14 protein-coding genes, 2 tRNA genes and 1 riboswitch are annotated in these 17,164 nt (G+C 71.3%); of the genes, 7 read left to right on the plus strand and 9 right to left on the minus strand.

The window, feature by feature from the left end; translation table 11 throughout:
- The first annotated feature begins 62 nt into the window (after positions 1 to 62).
- Positions 63 to 1,568 (plus strand): amino acid permease, encoded by a 1,506-nt coding sequence (locus tag IO33_RS0114775; protein ID WP_031164679.1) that lies wholly within the window; start codon positions 63 to 65, stop codon positions 1,566 to 1,568.
- Positions 1,569 to 1,678: 110 nt separating this feature from the next.
- A tRNA-Lys gene (locus IO33_RS0114780) sits at positions 1,679 to 1,751 on the plus strand.
- 480 nt (positions 1,752 to 2,231) lie between these two features.
- Here IO33_RS0114780 and IO33_RS44135 read toward each other — a convergent pair.
- Complete coding sequence (locus IO33_RS44135; RefSeq protein WP_051926721.1) at positions 2,232 to 2,885, minus strand: DUF2637 domain-containing protein; 654 nt, start codon at positions 2,883 to 2,885, stop codon at positions 2,232 to 2,234.
- Positions 2,886 to 3,239: 354 nt separating this feature from the next.
- Positions 3,240 to 3,953, minus strand: coding sequence for a TetR/AcrR family transcriptional regulator (locus IO33_RS0114795; RefSeq protein WP_245235786.1), 714 nt, complete (start codon positions 3,951 to 3,953; stop codon positions 3,240 to 3,242).
- A gap of 153 nt (positions 3,954 to 4,106) precedes the next feature.
- On the opposite strand from IO33_RS0114795, the gene IO33_RS0114800 reads away from it, so the two are divergent.
- Both IO33_RS0114800 and IO33_RS0114805 read left to right on the plus strand, forming a co-directional pair.
- Positions 4,107 to 4,745 (plus strand): NADPH-dependent FMN reductase, encoded by a 639-nt coding sequence (locus tag IO33_RS0114800; RefSeq protein ID WP_245235787.1) that lies wholly within the window; start codon positions 4,107 to 4,109, stop codon positions 4,743 to 4,745.
- A 29-nt stretch (positions 4,746 to 4,774) separates the two neighbouring features.
- On the plus strand, positions 4,775 to 6,196 hold the full coding sequence (locus IO33_RS0114805; RefSeq protein ID WP_031164688.1) for a DHA2 family efflux MFS transporter permease subunit: 1,422 nt from the start codon (positions 4,775 to 4,777) through the stop codon (positions 6,194 to 6,196).
- 92 nt (positions 6,197 to 6,288) lie between these two features.
- Here the strand turns inward: IO33_RS0114805 and IO33_RS0114810 are convergent, their stop codons facing one another.
- Entirely contained in the window at positions 6,289 to 6,942 is a 654-nt protein-coding gene (locus IO33_RS0114810) for a GTP cyclohydrolase II (protein WP_031164690.1), read from the minus strand.
- A gap of 156 nt (positions 6,943 to 7,098) precedes the next feature.
- Positions 7,099 to 7,650, minus strand: coding sequence for a MarR family winged helix-turn-helix transcriptional regulator (locus IO33_RS0114815; protein WP_031164693.1), 552 nt, complete (start codon positions 7,648 to 7,650; stop codon positions 7,099 to 7,101).
- 54 nt (positions 7,651 to 7,704) lie between these two features.
- On the opposite strand from IO33_RS0114815, the gene IO33_RS0114820 reads away from it, so the two are divergent.
- Positions 7,705 to 8,838, plus strand: coding sequence for a dihydrofolate reductase family protein (locus IO33_RS0114820; protein WP_031164695.1), 1,134 nt, complete (start codon positions 7,705 to 7,707; stop codon positions 8,836 to 8,838).
- Positions 8,839 to 8,958: 120 nt separating this feature from the next.
- Here IO33_RS0114820 and IO33_RS0114825 read toward each other — a convergent pair.
- A tRNA-Met gene (locus tag IO33_RS0114825) sits at positions 8,959 to 9,032 on the minus strand.
- Between the two features lie 344 nt (positions 9,033 to 9,376).
- Positions 9,377 to 9,553, plus strand: a riboswitch (cyclic di-AMP (ydaO/yuaA leader).
- A 9-nt stretch (positions 9,554 to 9,562) separates the two neighbouring features.
- On the opposite strand from IO33_RS0114825, the gene IO33_RS0114830 reads away from it, so the two are divergent.
- Both IO33_RS0114830 and IO33_RS0114835 read left to right on the plus strand, forming a co-directional pair.
- Complete coding sequence (locus IO33_RS0114830; protein WP_031164697.1) at positions 9,563 to 10,591, plus strand: M23 family metallopeptidase; 1,029 nt, start codon at positions 9,563 to 9,565, stop codon at positions 10,589 to 10,591.
- A gap of 142 nt (positions 10,592 to 10,733) precedes the next feature.
- Positions 10,734 to 11,678 (plus strand): aldo/keto reductase, encoded by a 945-nt coding sequence (locus IO33_RS0114835; RefSeq protein WP_031164699.1) that lies wholly within the window; start codon positions 10,734 to 10,736, stop codon positions 11,676 to 11,678.
- Positions 11,679 to 11,717: 39 nt separating this feature from the next.
- Here the strand turns inward: IO33_RS0114835 and IO33_RS0114840 are convergent, their stop codons facing one another.
- The 4 genes from IO33_RS0114840 to IO33_RS0114855 all read right to left on the minus strand — a co-directional run bounded on the left by IO33_RS0114840 (position 11,718) and on the right by IO33_RS0114855 (position 16,717).
- Entirely contained in the window at positions 11,718 to 13,079 is a 1,362-nt protein-coding gene (locus IO33_RS0114840) for a PrsW family intramembrane metalloprotease (protein ID WP_031164701.1), read from the minus strand.
- 42 nt (positions 13,080 to 13,121) lie between these two features.
- Positions 13,122 to 13,946: a tRNA (guanosine(46)-N7)-methyltransferase TrmB gene (gene trmB / locus IO33_RS44140; RefSeq protein WP_031164703.1), complete on the minus strand. Its 825-nt coding sequence runs from the start codon at positions 13,944 to 13,946 to the stop codon at positions 13,122 to 13,124.
- Between the two features lie 48 nt (positions 13,947 to 13,994).
- Positions 13,995 to 15,203 (minus strand): L-2-hydroxyglutarate oxidase, encoded by a 1,209-nt coding sequence (gene lhgO / locus IO33_RS0114850; protein WP_031164705.1) that lies wholly within the window; start codon positions 15,201 to 15,203, stop codon positions 13,995 to 13,997.
- Positions 15,204 to 15,292: 89 nt separating this feature from the next.
- Positions 15,293 to 16,717 carry an NsdA family TPR-like regulatory protein gene (locus IO33_RS0114855; RefSeq protein ID WP_031164708.1) on the minus strand — a complete coding sequence of 475 codons (1,425 nt, stop codon included), beginning with the start codon at positions 16,715 to 16,717 and terminating at the stop codon, positions 15,293 to 15,295.
- Positions 16,718 to 17,164 lie beyond the last annotated feature (447 nt).

Genomic DNA, 17,164 nt, shown 5'->3' on the forward strand with positions numbered 1-17,164 from the left:
CGGGCCCTTTTCCGTCACCGCGTGACGCATGTCACGCCCTCGTCGAGGGAATTGCTGGGGGCATGACAGAAGACGCGAGAGTGGGTGGGCTGTCGGACGAGGAGCGGCTGGCCCAGCTCGGCTACACACAGGTCCTCGCCCGGCGGATGTCGGCGTTCTCGAACTACGCCGTCTCCTTCACGATCATCTCGGTGCTGTCCGGCTGCCTGACCCTCTATCTCTTCGGCATGACCACCGGCGGGCCCGCGGTGATCACCTGGGGCTGGGTGGCGGTGGGCCTGATGACGCTGTTCGTCGGCCTCTCGATGGCCGAGATCTGTTCGGCGTACCCGACCTCGGCCGGCCTGTACTTCTGGGCCCACCGCCTCGCACCACCGCGCTCGGCGGCGGCCTGGGCCTGGTTCACCGGCTGGTTCAACGTGCTGGGCCAGGTCGCGGTGACCGCCGGCATCGACTTCGGTGCGGCCTCCTTCCTCGGCGCCTGGCTGAACCTGCAGTTCGGCTTCGAGGTGACCCCCGGCCGCACGGTCCTCCTGTTCGCCGCGATCCTCGTGCTGCACGGCCTGCTGAACACCTTCGGGGTGCGCATCGTCGCGTTCCTGAACAGCGTGAGCGTCTGGTGGCACGTACTGGGCGTGGCGGTGATCGTCGGCGCGCTGGCGCTCGTCCCCGATCACCACCGGTCGGCGTCCTTCGTGTTCACGCACTTCGTCAACGAGACGGGCTGGGGCAGCGGCCCGTACGTCGTCCTCCTGGGCCTCCTCATGGCCCAGTACACCTTCACCGGCTACGACGCCTCCGCCCACATGACCGAGGAGACCCACGACGCGTCCACGGCCGGTCCGAAGGGCATCGTCCGCTCCATCTGGACGTCCTGGATCGCCGGCTTCGTACTGCTGCTGGGCTTCACCTTCGCCATCCAGTCCTACGACGGGGAGCTCGCGTCCCCGACGGGTGCGCCCCCGGCCCAGATCCTCCTGGACGCACTCGGCGCCACCACCGGCAAGCTCCTCCTCCTGGTCGTCATCGGCGCCCAGTTGTTCTGCGGGATGGCGTCCGTCACCGCCAACAGCCGCATGATCTACGCCTTTTCGCGCGACGGGGCGCTGCCGTTCTCCCGCGTCTGGCACACGGTCAGCCCGCGCACCCGCACCCCCGTGGCGGCGGTCTGGCTGGCCGCGCTGGGCGCCCTGGCCCTGGGCCTGCCGTATCTGATCAACTCGACGGCCTACGCGGCGGTGACGTCGATCGCGGTCATCGGCCTCTACATCGCGTACGTCATCCCGACCTTCCTGCGGGTCCGCAGGGGCGCCGCCTTCGAACGCGGCCCCTGGCACCTGGGCCGCTGGTCGGGGGCGGTCGGCGTCGTCTCGGTGACCTGGGTCGTGGTCATCACGGTTCTCTTCATGCTGCCGCAGGTCTCCCCGGTCACCTGGAAGACCTTCAACTACGCGCCCTTCGCCGTCCTCGCCGTCCTCGGCTTCGCGGCGGCCTGGTGGCTGGCCTCGGCCCGCCACTGGTTCCTCGCCGGGGAGCGGAGCGCCACGCCGAGTCTGGTCGAAAAGTAACCATCCGGCCCGCTCTTCCCGTTCCGAACCCCACCCGACGCGGCCGGGTCACCGATACCCGATCGGAGACGCGGCCTCGTCCGGCTATGCTCGGACAGGCAACATCGCCTGGGCCCTTAGCTCAATTGGCAGAGCAGTGGACTTTTAATCCATTGGTTGTGGGTTCGAGTCCCACAGGGCCTACGGCTGCGGGGGAGGGTTCACCCCCTCTGACCTGCTAAGCAGCGTCCGGGTCGGCTTCGGCTGACCCGGACGCTGCTTCGTTTTTCGGCTACCGGACGCGACCCGGGGGCCGGATCCGGGGACGGGGACAGGCCGCGACCTCCACGGTCGTGGCCTGTCCCGGTTCAAGAAGAGGTCACCAGCAGAGCGAGCTAATCGTGTGGGTGTCGCACACATGGGAGGGGGCGGCCGAAGCGGCACCCGCCGGGATCGCAAAGGCTGCAAGGAGCGCGGCGATGAAGAGTGCACTGATGTGTCGCATGGTGAGCGGTCCTTTCTGGGTCCTCCCGCCAGACGTGCGTCGTGGGGGAATGTGAGACCCAGGCTTGCGTAGACCCGCACACTCCGCATGTCGAACGCATACGGTCGGTGACCGCGGGCGCCACTGTCCGGGCCGGTTCCGGCCGGCCCGGACGACGCTTCAGCGGCCTCGTGCGCGCCTCATGGGGTTTCGTACGGCGGCGTCTGCGGCTTGGAGTTCCGCCGGCTGTGCGCGGCATGCCGGGGCTTGGACACCTTGGACGAGACCTGGCCGACGATCTCCCAGAAACACACCAGTGCGGTGATCGGTGGAATTCCGAAGATGATCAGTGAAAGCGGTGAATGTGATGAATGGCTGACGCACAGGGCGACCGCCATGGCGGAGGCGCCCAGCACCACTCCCCAGGATCTCCGCGCACTCCGGCACTGCACGGTGGCCCGCAGAATGGAAAGGGCCGCCACGAGCCACGGCCCGTACACCGTCAGCGGCCACCACTGGGCGAGTCTCATCGGGAGTACGGAGGAGGCGGTGGCGCGGAGCTGGGTGTAGGAATAGGAGAACGACCAGCCCAGCATGCAGATCGCGCACACCGAGATCGTCGCGATCAGAATCGTCACATGAGCGCTTCGGTTGTTCTCGGGCGAGCGGGGCTCCGCGCGGATCCGCCGGCGGGCCCGCCTGTGGCTGGACCGTTCGTGCGCCTGGTTCGGTTCGGGGTTCGCGCCGGACGCGGCGGACAGCATCTGGGCCAGCTCTTCGACCGGGTCCCACTCTATCTCGATCGTGCTGAACTCGGAGTCGCTGAAGATGTCTTCGTCCTGGATCCTGTCCATCACGTAAGTCCTATAGCCCCACCATCGCCTGCAGGTACTCAGTTTCCAGCTGGGTGATTCTCCTCAGGAACTCGTCGAGGAGATCTGAGCACCCGTCAAAGCGTGCGTCGCTGTCGTCGGGGTCCATCTGAAATGTGAGCGCCGAGCGAAGATACCCGGCCGCGAGCCTCTCAGTCCGTGTCACGACCGCCTAACGAGCCCCTCGGGCGGCGCGGGTGTCCGGCATTCGGGTGTTTCCGTGGCCCGAAAGCAGTATTCGGCGGGTCCGATGACAGCACATAGGGAAAATGCGAGTAGCCGGGAAATTTCATCCCGTGAATATAGTGAGGGTGGATTCGGCTGAGGACCCGATGCTCAACGGGTGGGGCCGGTACGCCCGTAGGCCCGCAGGAACGCCGCCACCCCACCGCCGATCAGGCGTTCCGTCTCCGCCTGCGGCAGCGGGCGGACGCCGTAGTTGGTGGACTGGACGATCGTGTGGGTGGTCAGGGCCAGGAAGTGGGCGGCGGTCATCGCCGCGTCGCCGTGCAGGTCGAGCAGGCCGGTGTCGGCGAGTCGGCGCATCGCCTCGGCGAGGGCGCGGCCGACCGGTCCCGGGCCCGCCTCGTACCAGGCCTTGAGGACCTCCGCCGGCACATGGTCGGCCTCCGCGTGGATGTGGCGGACGAGGGCGAAGTGGTTCGGGTAGTCGGCCATGAGGCCGACGAAGGCGCGGGCCAGGGCGACCAGGTCGCGTTCCAGGTCCCCGGCGCGCGGCGGCCTCTCGGGGTCCAGCACCGCGCGCAGGCGGGCCAGTTGGGCGTCGCGGACCTCGTTGGACGTCCAGGTCACCACGGTCTCGAAGAGCTGCGCCTTGCCGCCGGGGAAGTGGTTGTAGAGCGTGCGCGTGGAGATGCCCGCCTCGGCGGCCAGTGCGTCGACGGAGGCACGCGCGTAGCCCTCGCGGCCGAAGAGCGTGCACGACGCGCTCGCGATCGCCATCTGCTTCTCCAGCCTGCGCGGCGAGACCTCGCGTCGCGCCTTCGCCAGCCGGGACTCGTTCGTTTCGTCCACACCCGCCTCGCCCACGCCTGCCTCCTCGTGACCTGACCCGCCACCTGACTCCCCTGACCAGCCACTCTACCCGAGTTACAACGAGCGTTGTAATTTCCACAACGCACGTTGTACTTTGTTGTCCGGGGGCCGCACCGGCGGCCGTACCGCCGCAGAAGGGGGACACCTGTGTCTGTCACCAGCAAGGAAGCCGTCACCGTCGCCGTGCCCGTCGGCGACGAGGCGCCGCTGCGCGTCGCCGTCCTCGTCGGCAGTGTCCGGGAGGGCCGGCAGGGCCGCGCCGTCGCCGACTGGTTCCTCGGCACCGCCGCCGGGGACGAGGGCCTACACTTCGACGTCATCGACCTCGCCGAGACCCCCCTGCCGCTGGTGCTGCCCGGCTGGGGCGGCACGCCGGGCCCCGAGGCCGCCGCCGTGCTGCGGGAGGTCTCGCCACGGCTGGCCGCCGCCGACGCGTTCGTCGTCGTCACGCCCGAGTACAACCACAGCTTCCCGGCGTCCCTGAAGAACTTCATCGACTGGCACCACACCCAGTGGCACGCCAAGCCGGTGGGTTTCGTCTCGTACGGCGGCCTCGGTGGCGGGCTGCGCGCGGTCGAGCAGCTCCGGCTGGTCTTCGCCGAACTGCACGCGACGACCGTGCGTGACTCGGTCAGCCTGCACGGGCCCTGGTCCGGCCTCGGTGAGGACGGCGCACCGCGGGACGCGGCCGTGTGCGCCGGTGCCGCCAAGGGCATGCTCGGTCAACTCACCTGGTGGGGGCGGGCGTTGCGGACCGCGCGGGCCGAGCGCCCGTACGCGGGCTGAGGCCGGGGACGGCAGGAGAGGTGGGGGAGATGCCTGCGACCGCGCCCGCCGTGACCCCGGCCCGCCCGGCCCCGGTCCCGTCCACGGCCCTGAACCGCACCCTGGCCGTGACCGTCGTCGGCAGCGTGATGGCGGTGCTCGACATGACGATCGTCAACGTCGCGCTGCGCCGGCTCTCGCAGTCCTTCGGCGCCTCGCTGGAGACGATCCAGTGGACCGCCACCGCGTACACGCTCGCACTGGCGGCCGTCGTCCCGACCGCCGCCTGGGCCATGGCCCGCATCGGCGCCAAGCGCACCTACATGACCGCCCTCACCCTGTTCACGCTGGGTTCGCTGCTCGCCGCGTGCGCCTGGGACGCGGGCAGCCTCATCGCCTTCCGGGCGGTGCAGGGACTCGGCGGCGGGCTGCTGCAGCCGGTCGGCATGGCGATGGTGATGGGCGCCGCCGACCGCAGCCGGCTCGGCCGCGCGATGGCCGTGGGCGGGCTGCCCGTCCTGGTCGGGCCGGTCGCCGGGCCGGTACTCGGCGGCTGGCTGGTCGACGCCGCCTCCTGGCACTGGATCTTCCTGGTCAACCTGCCCGTGGGCGCCCTGGCTCTGACCCTCGCCCTACGGCTGCTGCCACCGGACACGCCGGCGAACGGAGCCGGGAAGAGCGCCGCCCGCCTCGATCTCCCCGGCCTGCTGATGCTCTCGCCCGGGCTGGCCCTGCTGTTGTACGGCCTGGCCCGCGGCGGTGAGCGCGGCGACTTCGGCGCGCCCGGCGCCCTCGTGCCGACGCTCGCCGGTGCCGCCCTCGCGGTGGCCTTCGTGCGGCGGGCGCTCACCGTCTCCGCACCGCTGCTGGACCTGCGGCTGCTGCGCGACCGCACCTTCGCCGCCGGCGCCGGCACTCTCGCGCTGTTCACGTGCGGCTACTTCGGCTCGATGCTGCTCGGCCCGCTGTACTGGCAGCAGGTGCGGGGCCTGAGCGCCACCGCGACCGGGCTGCTGGGCACTCCGGTCGGCCTCGTCGTCGGTGTGACGATGCAGATCGCGGCCCGCCGGATCGACCGGGTGGCCCCGCGCCGGCTGATCCCGGCCGGCATCGCGGTCGCCGCCCTCGGGATGGCCCTGCTGGCCTGGCAGTCCGGGGTGCCCGGGGTCGCGCCCTGGCGGATGGTCGCCTCGGCCATGGTGATGGGCGTCGGCACCGGCATGGTGCTGATGCCGACGATGACCACCGCGAGCCGGGAGCTGCCCGGCGAGCGGCTGCCCGCGGCGAGCACCGCGCTGAGCATCGACTCCCAGATGGGTGCCTCCGTCGGCACGGCCGTCCTGTCGGTGGTGCTGGGCTCGGCGGGCATGCACCCGTCCGGTTTCCGCACCGCGTACGCGGTCGCGGCGACGCTCCTGGCCCTTGCGGCCCTGCCCGCCCTGCGCCTCCCGGGCCGTGGCCATGCGCGGTGAGGGACGGAACCCCGAGACCCCCTGCCCATGACCCTGCCCATGACCCGGGCCAGGGCCAGGTCCAGGTCCAGGGCCGACGGGCTGCGCGGGGATCAGCCCGCGGTCAGCTCCGTCAGCTCCGTCAGCTCCGTCAGTTCCGTCAGGGGCAGGGTGTGGCTGGTCTGGAGGACCTTCGCGCGCAGGTAGCGGACGTTGTGGGCCGTGGTGAAGACGCCGGTCGGCACCCGGTCCCGCACGACGACGCCCCGTGCGCGCAACTGCTCGGCCTTGTCGGGGTTGTTGGACAGCAGGTCCAGCTCGGTGATGCCGAGGGCGCTGAGCATCTGCGCGGCGGCGGTGTAGTCGCGGGCGTCCTCCGGCAGGCCGAGCGCGGCGTTCGCCTCGTAGGTGTCGAGGCCCTGGTCCTGGAGGGCGTAGGCGTCGAGCTTGTTGTAGAGGCCGATGCCGCGGCCCTCCTGGCGGAGGTAGAGCAGGACGCCTCCGGTGCCGGCGATGCGCTCGACCGCCTCGCGCAGCTGGGGTCCGCAGTCGCAGCGGGCCGAGCCGAAGACGTCGCCGGTCAGGCACTCGGAGTGCAGGCGCACCAGGGGGACCGGGCCGGGGTCGCCGAGGACGACGGCGACATGCTCCTCGCCGTCGGCCAGGCCGTGGAAGGTGACGAGTTCGGCGTCCACGCTGTAGCCGTCGTGGAAGCGCAGCGGTACCCGGACGCGGGCACGCGGCGTGGCGGCAGGGGTGTCGGGCATGCGGATCCCTCCGGGCGTTTGCTTCAGATTTGAAGCAGTGATACGAAGGACCCTACCCCCTGCTTAAAAGTTAAAGCAATTGCTTTTCTGGCGCCTGCAGTGACTGGGGTGACCCGGGTGGCTGGATTGCCTGGGGTCTGGGCGCGCCTGGAGTGACTACGGTGACCGGGGTGGCTGGAGCGGTGGGGGAGGCTCGGTCGACGGACAGGACGACCGGCGCCGCCAGGGCACGTCCTCCGCCCCGGGCTCGGTGCCGCCGCCCTGCAGCCCGCGCGCGATCCCGGTGAAGATCTCCTCCAGCTGCCCCACCTGCTCCGGAGTGAGCCGGTCGAACAGGGTGGCCCGGACGGTCTCCACGTGCCCGGGCGCCGCACGCTCCAGCACGGCCGTCCCCTCGTCCGTCAGCACGGCGATGCTGCTGCGCTTGTCCCAGCGGCAGTCCTCCCGGCGCACCAGCCCGTCCCGCTCCAGCCGGTTCACCGCGTACGTCAGCCGACTGCGCGTGATCTTCAGCGTCTCGGCGAGATCGGTCATGCGCAGCCGCCGGTCGGGCGCGTCGGAGAGGTTGGCCAGCACGGAGTAGAACAGGTGTGGCATGCCGGCGTCCTGCTGGAGCTGCCGGTCGATCGCGTCCTCCAGGAGGTGCGTCGCGGCGAGGTACGCGCGCCAGGCGCGCTGCTCTTCGGGAGTGAGCCAGCGGGTCGTCATGCTGCCAGTGTAGGTTTGTTTCAAACTTGAACCAAGAGCCGGGAGAGCGCGCCGATGTCGTACCCCTATGTGCTGCTGTCCGCCGCCGTCTCCCTCGACGGCTATCTGGACGACACCGGCCCCGAACGACTGCTGCTGTCCAGCCCGGCCGACTTCGACCGGGTCGACGCGGTACGGGCCTCGGTCGACGCGATCCTGATCGGCGCCGGCACCATCCGTGCCGACAACCCCCGGCTGCTGGTCAACTCCGCCGAGCGCCGCGCCGCCCGCCTGGCCGAGGGCAGGCCGGAGTACCCGCTGAAGGTGACCGTCACCGCCACCGGCGACCTCGATCCCGACGCCAACTTCTGGCACACCGGCGGCGACAAGCTCGTCTACACGACCGACCGGGGCGCCGAACGGGCCGCCCACCGCCTCGGCGACGCCGCCGGCATCGTCCCGCTCGGTCCCGGCCTCGACTGGCGCGCCCTGCTGACCCACCTGCACGACGTGCGCGGCGTACGGCGCCTGATGGTCGAGGGCGGCGGCACGGTCCACACCCAGCTGCTCCAGCTGGGCCTCGCCGACGAGCTCCAGCTGGTCCTCGCCCCGCTGTTCGTGGGCGACCCGGCCGCCCCTCGCCTGTTCGGTCCGGGCACCTTCCAGGCCGGCCGGCTGCGTCTGACGGAGACCCGCCGTATCGAGGACGTGGTCCTCATGCGCTACGAGCCCACCGCCCCCGGCACCGGCCCGGTCCCCACCGCCGCCGACCGGCACTGGCTGCGGACCGCCTGCCGGCTGGCGGAGCGGTGTCCGGTCTCGAAGACGGCGTTCAGCGTCGGCGCGGTGGTGGTCGCCGCCGACGGCACGGAGCTCGCCCGGGGCCACTCGCGGGAGGGGGGCGACTCGGTCGTCCACGCCGAGGAGGCGGCGCTCGCGAAGATCGATCCGGCGGATCCCCGGCTGGCCGGCGCCACGGTCTACAGCAGTCTGGAGCCGTGCGCCCGGCGTGCCTCGCGGCCGGCGCCGTGTGCCGCGCTGATTCTGCGGGCGGGGGTGCGCAGGGTGGTCACGGCCTGGCGGGAGCCGGACACGTTCGTTTCCTCGGCCGACGGCACGGGTGTCCTGGTCAAGGGGGGCGCCGAGGTGGTCGTACTGCCGGAACTGGAGGCGCTTGCCAAGGCGCCGAACGCCCACCTGCTCGGGTGAGGCGTCGGAGCCGCACAGCCGGCACGGCCTCGCGCCCCTTCGGGGGCGGGGTGGCCCCGCTGACCGGGGAAAACACTCTGGGCCGGAAACCATCACTGGCTTCCGGCCCTGAGTCTTCAGTAGCGGGGACAGGATTTGAACCTGCGACCTCTGGGTTATGAGCCCAGCGAGCTACCGAGCTGCTCCACCCCGCGTCGTTGTGACTCCAGAGTACCTCATGTTCAGGGCGCTACGCACACCGCTTGTCCCGGGGCGCCGGCCGCCCGCTCACCCGAGGCGGTTCACCGCCGCCCCGACCCCGTGATCACCTTCACCGAGGGTGACCGGACGGCAGCCCTCCGCATAACATCTGAGTCACCATCAAAAACGCCGAGACTCCTGAACGCTGGCCAACTCGCCCGGTTTGCCGCACTCCTGGCCGGTAAGTCCGGCCCGGAAAACGTTAATGATCAAGCCGAACGGCTTGGAAAGTAACCAGCAGGTCTATTAACGTTCGATAACGCAGCGCGGTCGTCCCAGCCGTCACAAGAGGCGGCTCCGCGCGCACGCGCCGAATCCCGCAAGGGAACCGGGGAACCACCAACCCTGGGGTGAATCTCGCGGCTGCCGCAGTGAACTCGGTGAACTCACGGAGTCCACGCCCGGTATACGCGCGTAGGAGACCTTCCTGCTCCGAACCCGTCAGCTAACCCGGTAGGCGGAGGAAGGAAAGGAGTACGCCCGCGTGGCGTCCAACCGGCCTGCCCCAGAAGCCCCGTTCATGCCCGCGGAGGCCGAGCCCGAGACCTTCGGCTACGGCGCCTACCGCACCGAAGAGGGCCCCTGGGAGGAGTGGAACCCCACCGAGGAATCCCTCGCCCCCGTCCGTGGCCGGCACCGTGTCGCCAAGCAGCGCGGCGGCTTCGCGCGCAGCTCCACCGTCCTCGGCGTCGGCGTCGTGGCCGCCGTCGGTGCGGGCGGCATGGCCAGCGCCAACACCGGCAAGCCGCCGGTCTCCATATCCCTGCCGGACCTGGACTCCGTCAGCCACCTCTTCGGCGACGACTCCTCCGACACGCACCAGGCGCATGCCACCGCGCTCAGCAGCGCCGGCGTGACCTCGGCCGACAGCAAGGACTCCGACGCCGGCGAGACCCTGCGCAACCGGATCATGGCCCAGGCCGAGCAGCAGCGGAGCAAGGCCGACAGCAAGGCCACCGCCGTCGCGCTCGCCGCCGCCGAGAAGCAGACCGCCGACACCGCGGCCAAGGCCGAGCAGGACGCCGCCGCCAAGGCCGCCGCCGCCAAGCAGAAGGCCGAGGCCGACGCCAAGAAGGCGGCCGAGGCCAAGCGCCTGGCCGAGCTGGCCAAGCAGTACCAGCTGCCCGTCGTCTCGTACACGATCACCGGCACCTTCGGCCAGCCCGGCGCCATGTGGTCCTCCGGCTACCACACCGGACTCGACTTCGCCGCCCCCACCGGCACCCTCATCAAGGCCATCCACAGCGGCACGATCACCCAGGCGGGGTGGGCCGGCGCCTACGGCTACCGCACCGTCCTCACCCTGGACGACGGCACCGAGCTGTGGTTCTGCCACCAGTCCTCGATCAACGTCTCCGTCGGCCAGAAGGTCTCCACCGGCGAGGTCATCGGCCGCATCGGCGCCACCGGCAACGTCACCGGCCCGCACCTGCACCTGGAGGTCCACCCCGGCGGCCAGGCCACCGGCATCGACCCGGCGCCGTGGCTGCGGGACAAGGGGCTCACCCCCTGACCGTGCCACCCCTGCCGGCTGTGGCATCCGTGGCATCGGTGTCATCCGCGCCGGCGGTGGCATCCGTGTCATCCGTGTGAAACGTGTGAAATCGACGCCGGCGGCGGAATGCGATCATCCGTCGCCGGTGTTGACGTGAAGCATGACTTCTCTGCGCACACTCGGTTCCTCCGACCTCAAGGTCTTCCCGCTCTCCCTGGGCGGCAACGTCTTCGGCTGGACCGCCGACGAGGAGACCTCCTTCGCCGTCCTCGACGCCTACACGGCCGCGGGCGGCAACTTCATCGACACCGCCGACGCCTACTCCGCCTGGATCGAGGGCAACAAGGGCGGCGAGTCCGAGACGATCATCGGCAAGTGGGTCAAGGCCCGCGGCAACCGCGACAGCGTCGTCATCGCCACCAAGGTGAGCCAGCACCCCGAGTACCAGGGCCTGTCCGCGGCCAACATCAAGGCGGCCGCCGACGCCTCCCTGCGCCGCCTGGGCACCGACCACATCGACCTCTACTACACCCACTTCGACAAGCCCGAGGTGCCGGTCGAGGAGATCATCGGCGCGCTGGACGAGCTGGTGAAGGCGGGCAAGGTCCGGCACATCGCGGCCTCCAACATCACCCCCGAGCGCCTGCAGGCCTCCCTGGACTTCTCCGCCCGCGAGGGCCTGGCCCGCTATGTCGCCCTCCAGCCCCACTACAACCTGGTCTCCCGCGACACCTACGAGGGCCCGCTGCAGGACCTGGCCGCCAGGGAAGGCCTGTCCGCGGTGCCCTACTTCTCCCTGGCCTCGGGCTTCCTCACGGGCAAGTACCGCCCCGGTACCCAGGTCGACAGCGCTCGTGCCGGCTCCGCGGCGAAGCACGCCGACTCCGAGCGCGGCCGGAAGGTGCTGGCGGCCCTGGACGAGATCGCCGCCGCCCACGAGGCGCCCGTCGCCACGGTCGCCCTCGCCTGGCTGGCCGCCCAGCCGACGATCACGGCCCCGATCGCCTCGGCCCGCACGGTGGACCAGCTCCCGGCCCTGCTGGGAGTGGCGCAGCTGAGGCTGACGCAGGCGGAGCTGGCGAAGCTGACGGAAGCGTCCGCATAACCTTCCCGGCCGGCGGCGGACTCCCCGCGACCCGGCCGGCTACGACCGGTACGGGTTGTCCGCGGGATACGGCCCCGCCGGATACCCGTACGCCGGCCCGTACGCCGTGGGCATCGGCGCCGCCGGATACCCGTACGCCGGCCCGTACGCCACCGGCAGCTGCGGCGCCCAGTACACCGGTGCCGGAACAGAGGCCCTGGCCGCGTACTCCAGGGCCGGCCGGGCCGCTTCCCTCCGGTTCCACAGCTCGTCCAGCAGTTCCCGCTCGCGTACGACGAAGTCCGCCCCGGCCTTCCCCCTGCGGCCCCGCTGCCGCAGGGACGCCAGCGACGTCGCGTACGCCTCGTACTGCGCCACGGCTCGCGCCGCGGGGCGGCCGGCGTGGTGGCGGGCGTAGTCACGGGCCATCCGGCGCGCCCGCATCGACCCGAGCGCGAACGGCTCGGCAGGCCCGAGCCACCCGGCCGGCACATACGCCGGCAGCTCCGCGCGCACGGTCCGCAGCTCCCGCTGCCGCGTCCAGATCGCGAGCCAGGTCAGCAGCCCGAACACGGGCACCATGAAGCCGCCGTAGACGGCGAAGAACCCGAACTCACCGAACGTGGAGGAGCCGTTCCAGAAGGCGTGCATGCTCATCGCGAGCAGCAGACCGCAGACCGGCAGCAGCGCCCGCCGGACCCGCTGCCGCTCGGCGGAGAGCGCGGCGATGCCGAAGCCGAGGCCGGTCAGGGTGGTGAACAGGGGGTGCGCGAACGGGGACATCACGATGCGCACGAAGAAGGTGGCGGCGGTGACGGAGGCGATGCCGCTGCCGCCGGTCAGCTGGTCGGTCCCGAAGGCCGTGCCCAGGTAGAGGATGTTCTCGGTGAACGCGAACCCGGTGGCGGTGATCCCGGCTATCACCATCCCGTCCACGATCCCGGTGAAGTCACGTCTGCGGAAGAGGAAGACCAGCAGCACGGCGGCGGCCTTGGCTGACTCCTCCACGATGGGCGCTATCACGGTGGCGCCGAGAGTGTTGGCACTGGCCGGGTCGGCGGTGGCGGTGGCTATCCACTTGGTCGCGAAGCTGTTGGCGACGATGGCTATCAGCGCCGCCGCGCACGCTCCCCAGGCGAAGGCGAAGACCAGGTTCCGCCAGGGGCCCGGCTCCACCCGGTCCAGCCAGCGGAACGCGGCTATGAGCCAGGGCACGGGCAGCATGGCCAGCCCGAGCCCGACGAGGAACCCCTCCGTGCCGGTCTGCCTGCGCACCAGCGCGAGGATGACCAGCCCGGACAGCGCCAGCAGGGTGATCAGCGCCCCGTACCGCACCCACCTGCGCTGCCACCAGTGCGGATGGCGGAGCACAAGGCCCTCGGGGCCCGGCGGGTACGGCGGAAACGGAGGACTGGTGGCCACGGCATCGACCCTAACGGTGACGGGACGAGGGGCTGGAGCGGATTATCGGTCCCGGTGCGGTACGCGGCGGAAGAGCAGATCGTTCACGACGTGTCCCTTGTCCAGTCCCTGTCCCTCGAAACGTGTCAGCGGACGGAACGCGGGACGCGCCGCGAAACCGCCGTCCGCCTGCGTGTTCTCGAAGTCGGGGTGCGCGCTGAGCACCTCCAGCATCTGCTCGGCGTACGGCTCCCAGTCGGTCGCGCAGTGCACGACGGCGCCGGGCTTGAGCCGGGTCGCGGCGAGCGTCAGGAACTCGGGCTGGATGAGCCGCCGCTTGTGATGCCGCTTCTTGGGCCAGGGGTCGGGGAAGTACACCCGCAGCCCGTCGAGCGAGTCGGGGGCGAGCATCTCCCTGAGCAGGATGATCGCGTCGCCGTTGGCCACCCGGACGTTGGTGAGGCCCATCCGGTCGGCGAGGCTCAGCAGATTGCCCTGGCCCGGGGTGTGCACGTCCACGGCGAGGATGTCGGTGTCCGGGTCGGCGGCGGCCATCCGCGCGGTGGCCTCGCCCATCCCGAACCCGATCTCCAGCACCACCGGGTTGTCGTTCCCGAACAGCTCACCCAGGTCGATGACCCGCTGCCCGTCGATGTCGAGCCCCCACGCGGGCCACAGCCGCTGCAGCGCGTCGGCCTGCCCGGCGGTCACCCGGCTGCGCCGCGGCTGGAAACTCCGGATCCGCCGCTCGAAGTGCGACCCGGCGGGATCCGCCCTGGGGCCGTCGGGAAACCGCGGCTCCCCCTTGGCCCGGGTATGCCGGACGGAGACGCCGGGGGTGTGGGGGGTCGGCGAGGGGGCTTCGGGGGCGTTGAGGAAGTCAGACACAGTAGGACAGATTTTACGGCGCGGCGCCGGCGAACGGACCGGTGTGCGCTACAACGACCCGAGCATGGACAGCACCCGGCGTCCGACCTCCCGCCCGATCGGCAGCGAGGCGGTGGCCGCGGGCGAGGGCGCGTTCAGCACGTGCACGGCCCGAGCGCCCTCGCGGATGAGGAAGTCGTCCACCAGCGTCCCGTCCCGCAACACCGCCTGCGCCCGCACTCCGGCAGGGGCCCGCACCAGGTCGTCCGCCTCCACCGCGGGCAGCAGTCTGCGCACCGCCTCCAGGAACGCCCCCTTCGACACCGAGCGGCGCAGCTCCCCCGCGCCGTATCTCCAGTGCCGCCGGGCGATGGCCCATGATCCCGGCCACGCCACCGTCCCGGCCAGTTCCCGGGGGCGTACGACTCCCCAGCCGTACCCCTCCCGGGCCAGCGCCGGCACCGCGTTGGGCCCGATGTGCACACCTCCGTCGATGCCCCGGGTCAGATGGACGCCGAGGAACGGGAACGCCGGGTCCGGCACCGGATACACCAGCCCGCGCACCAGCTCGGGCCGCGCCAGCTCGTAGTACTCCCCGCGGAACGGCACGATCCGCGCCTCGGGCTCGTCCCCGGTCAGCCGGGCCACCTCGTCGCAGTACAGCCCGGCGCAGTTGACCAGCACGCGCGCGCGGACGACGTCGCCGCCCGCGGTCAGCACGGCCACGCCGAGACCGGCCCGCCGGTCGACCCGCACGACCCGGGCGCCGTACCGGATGTCCGCTCCGGAGGCCCGCGCGAGCTGCCGTGCGACCCCGACGAAGTCGCACACGCCGGTCGTGCCGACGTGTATGGCGGCGAGTCCGCGGACCTCCGGCTCGTACTCACCGATCTGTGCGGCGCCCAGCTCCCGCACCGGTATGCCGTTCTCCCGGCCGCGCTGCACGAGCGCGTGCAGCCGCGGCAGCTCCTCCCGCTCCGTGGCGACGATCAGCTTGCCCGTGACGGCGTGCGCGATGCCGTACTCGGCGCAGAACTTCACCATCTCGGCGGCGCCGCGCACCGCGTACCGCGCCTTGAGCGAGCCCGGCCGGTAGTAGATCCCGCTGTGGATGACCCCGCTGTTGCGCCCCGTCTGGTGCCGGGCCGGCCCCGGTTCCTTCTCCAGCACCGTGACCCGCGTGCCCGGCGCGGCCCGCGTGATCGCATACGCCGTGGACAGCCCGACGATCCCCCCACCGACCACGAGCACATCACAGTCGTACGCCCCGACCAGCACCGAGCACCACCTCCACTCCCGATAGTGCACTGTGCCACTGACAGTGGCTTCAAACGCGGGGATGTGCCGTACCGCTCAGCGGCATCTCCCTACGCCGGAGCCATCAGAAGCGGCCGAGCCCGCTCCCGCAGCTCCACCACCCGAGGCTCGTCCCCGTACGGCTCCAGCCGGTGCAGCAGATCCTTCACGTACTCGGTGGTGCGCGCGGACGAGATCCGCCCGGCCACCTCCACGGCCCGCACCCCCTGCTCGCAGGCGGCGTCGAGATTCCCGGACTCCAGCTCGGCCACCGCCGAGACCACCAGCCGCAGCCCGTGCGACCGCACGAACTCCTCCGTCGGCTTCGACAGCGCCTGCTCGGTGAAGCGCCGCACCTGCCGTGGCGCCTTCAGATCCCGGTAGCACTCCGCGGCATCCGCGGCGAACCGGTCGTATCCATAGAAACCAAGCCAAGAAGGATCGTTGTCGCCCTCCCGGGACCGCTCCAGCCATCCCTCGGCGGCCTTCAGTGCCGCACCCGCCGCCTGCGCGTCCCCCGCACGCGCGTGTGCCCGCGCCTCCACCAGCCGGAAGAAACTCATCGTGCGCGCGGTCGCCAGCCCCCGGTTCCGCTCCAGCGCGGCCTGCGCCAGATCGACCCCCTCGTCGCCGAAGCCGCGGTAGGTCGCCTGCAGCGACATGGAGGCCAGCACATAGCCCCCCAGCGGGACGTCCGCCGCCGCGCGCGCGAGCCGCAGCGCCTGGATGTAGTACCGCTGCGCGGCCTCCTGCTGGCCGGTGTCGAAGGCCATCCACCCGGCGAGCCGGGTGAGTTCGGCCGAGGCGCCGAACAGGGCGCGGCCCACCTCGTCGGAGTAGGAGCCGAGCAGCAGCGGCGCCGCCTCCACCCGCAGGCACTCGGGGACCATCGACGAACGCCAGTCCCCGCCGCCGTACTTGGAGTCCCACCGCCTGGCGTCCTCGGCGGCCTCCCGCAGCTTGCGCACATCACTGTGGCCGACTTTGATCGGTGCGCCGGAGTCCTCGGCGGAGCCCGCCTCCCGCGCGACCGAACTGTCGGCGGGGGTTATCAGCCATCGTGAGGCGGGCGTTGCGTATGCGCTCACTGCGAACGATCCGGCGAGGGACTGCCAGATGCCGCCGGAGCCGGCCCGGCGGCCGGCGAGGTCGAGACGGTACAGCTCCGTCGCGCTCCGCACCGCCTGTCCTACGTCTCTGGGGAAGGCGAGGCCCACTTCGGGCGCGGGATCCGCGTCCGCCAGGCCGATCTCGTGGAGCGGCACCGGGCGGCCGAGCTTCTGGCCGATGGCCGCCGCGATGAGGTGCGGCGCCGCGCCCTGCGGCACCATCCCCTTCGAGACCCAGCGTGCCACCGAGGTCTTGTCGTAGCGAAGAGTCAACCCGCGTTGGGCGCCAAGGTCGTTGACGCGTCGCGCGAGTCCTGCGTTGCTGATTCCCGCGAGGGCGAGAACGGTGCCGAGCTTTTCGTTCGGCCCGCGTTGCTCCCTGGACATGCGCCACCCCTCGACACAGACGGCTGCCGTGCTGGCATAACCACGCGGCATTCGTAAACCCAGCGTAGTTCGCCGCATCCCAAGCGTTAAGGGGCATTGTTCCGGATGGCGGGATTGTGGTCCGTACGGAAGTGCGGTCCTGTACGCACCGTGCACGGCCTGTCGCCCCGTGCCCCCGCCCGTGTGGCCGTGCGCCCGTCCGTGCGCTCTTCTCCGGCCACCGGGGGAGCGGTTCCATGGCTCTTGCGTGGGTCGGCCCGCTGTACTGGATCCAGTGGGCTGGGGGACACCGCCACCTTCATCCCCGCGGGTGGCGGACCGGTCCGGGAGGCGATGCCCGCCTCCCGGACTGTGCGCGTGTCCGCGCCGCAGCGCGTTGCGCAGGCCTGTACGGAGCGTGCTCAATTCCCGCTTCGCTCTGCGTATTTGGCTGAAAATCGCCCCCGC

The organism is Streptomyces durhamensis (assembly GCF_000725475.1).
Lineage (GTDB): Bacteria > Actinomycetota > Actinomycetes > Streptomycetales > Streptomycetaceae > Streptomyces > Streptomyces filipinensis.

Excerpts from the sequence above, each read along its gene's own strand:
- IO33_RS0114820 (WP_031164695.1), top strand. The coding sequence starts at position 7,705 with ATGTCGTACCCCTATGTGCTGCTGTCCGCCGCCGTCTCCCTCGACGGC.
- IO33_RS44135 (WP_051926721.1), bottom strand. The coding sequence starts at position 2,885 with ATGGACAGGATCCAGGACGAAGACATCTTCAGCGACTCCGAGTTCAGC.
- IO33_RS0114810 (WP_031164690.1), bottom strand. The coding sequence starts at position 6,942 with ATGCCCGACACCCCTGCCGCCACGCCGCGTGCCCGCGTCCGGGTACCG.
- IO33_RS0114855 (WP_031164708.1), bottom strand. The coding sequence starts at position 16,717 with ATGTCCAGGGAGCAACGCGGGCCGAACGAAAAGCTCGGCACCGTTCTC.
- IO33_RS0114835 (WP_031164699.1), top strand. The coding sequence starts at position 10,734 with ATGACTTCTCTGCGCACACTCGGTTCCTCCGACCTCAAGGTCTTCCCG.
- IO33_RS0114775 (WP_031164679.1), top strand. The coding sequence starts at position 63 with ATGACAGAAGACGCGAGAGTGGGTGGGCTGTCGGACGAGGAGCGGCTG.
- IO33_RS0114815 (WP_031164693.1), bottom strand. The coding sequence starts at position 7,650 with ATGACGACCCGCTGGCTCACTCCCGAAGAGCAGCGCGCCTGGCGCGCG.
- IO33_RS0114805 (WP_031164688.1), top strand. The coding sequence starts at position 4,775 with ATGCCTGCGACCGCGCCCGCCGTGACCCCGGCCCGCCCGGCCCCGGTC.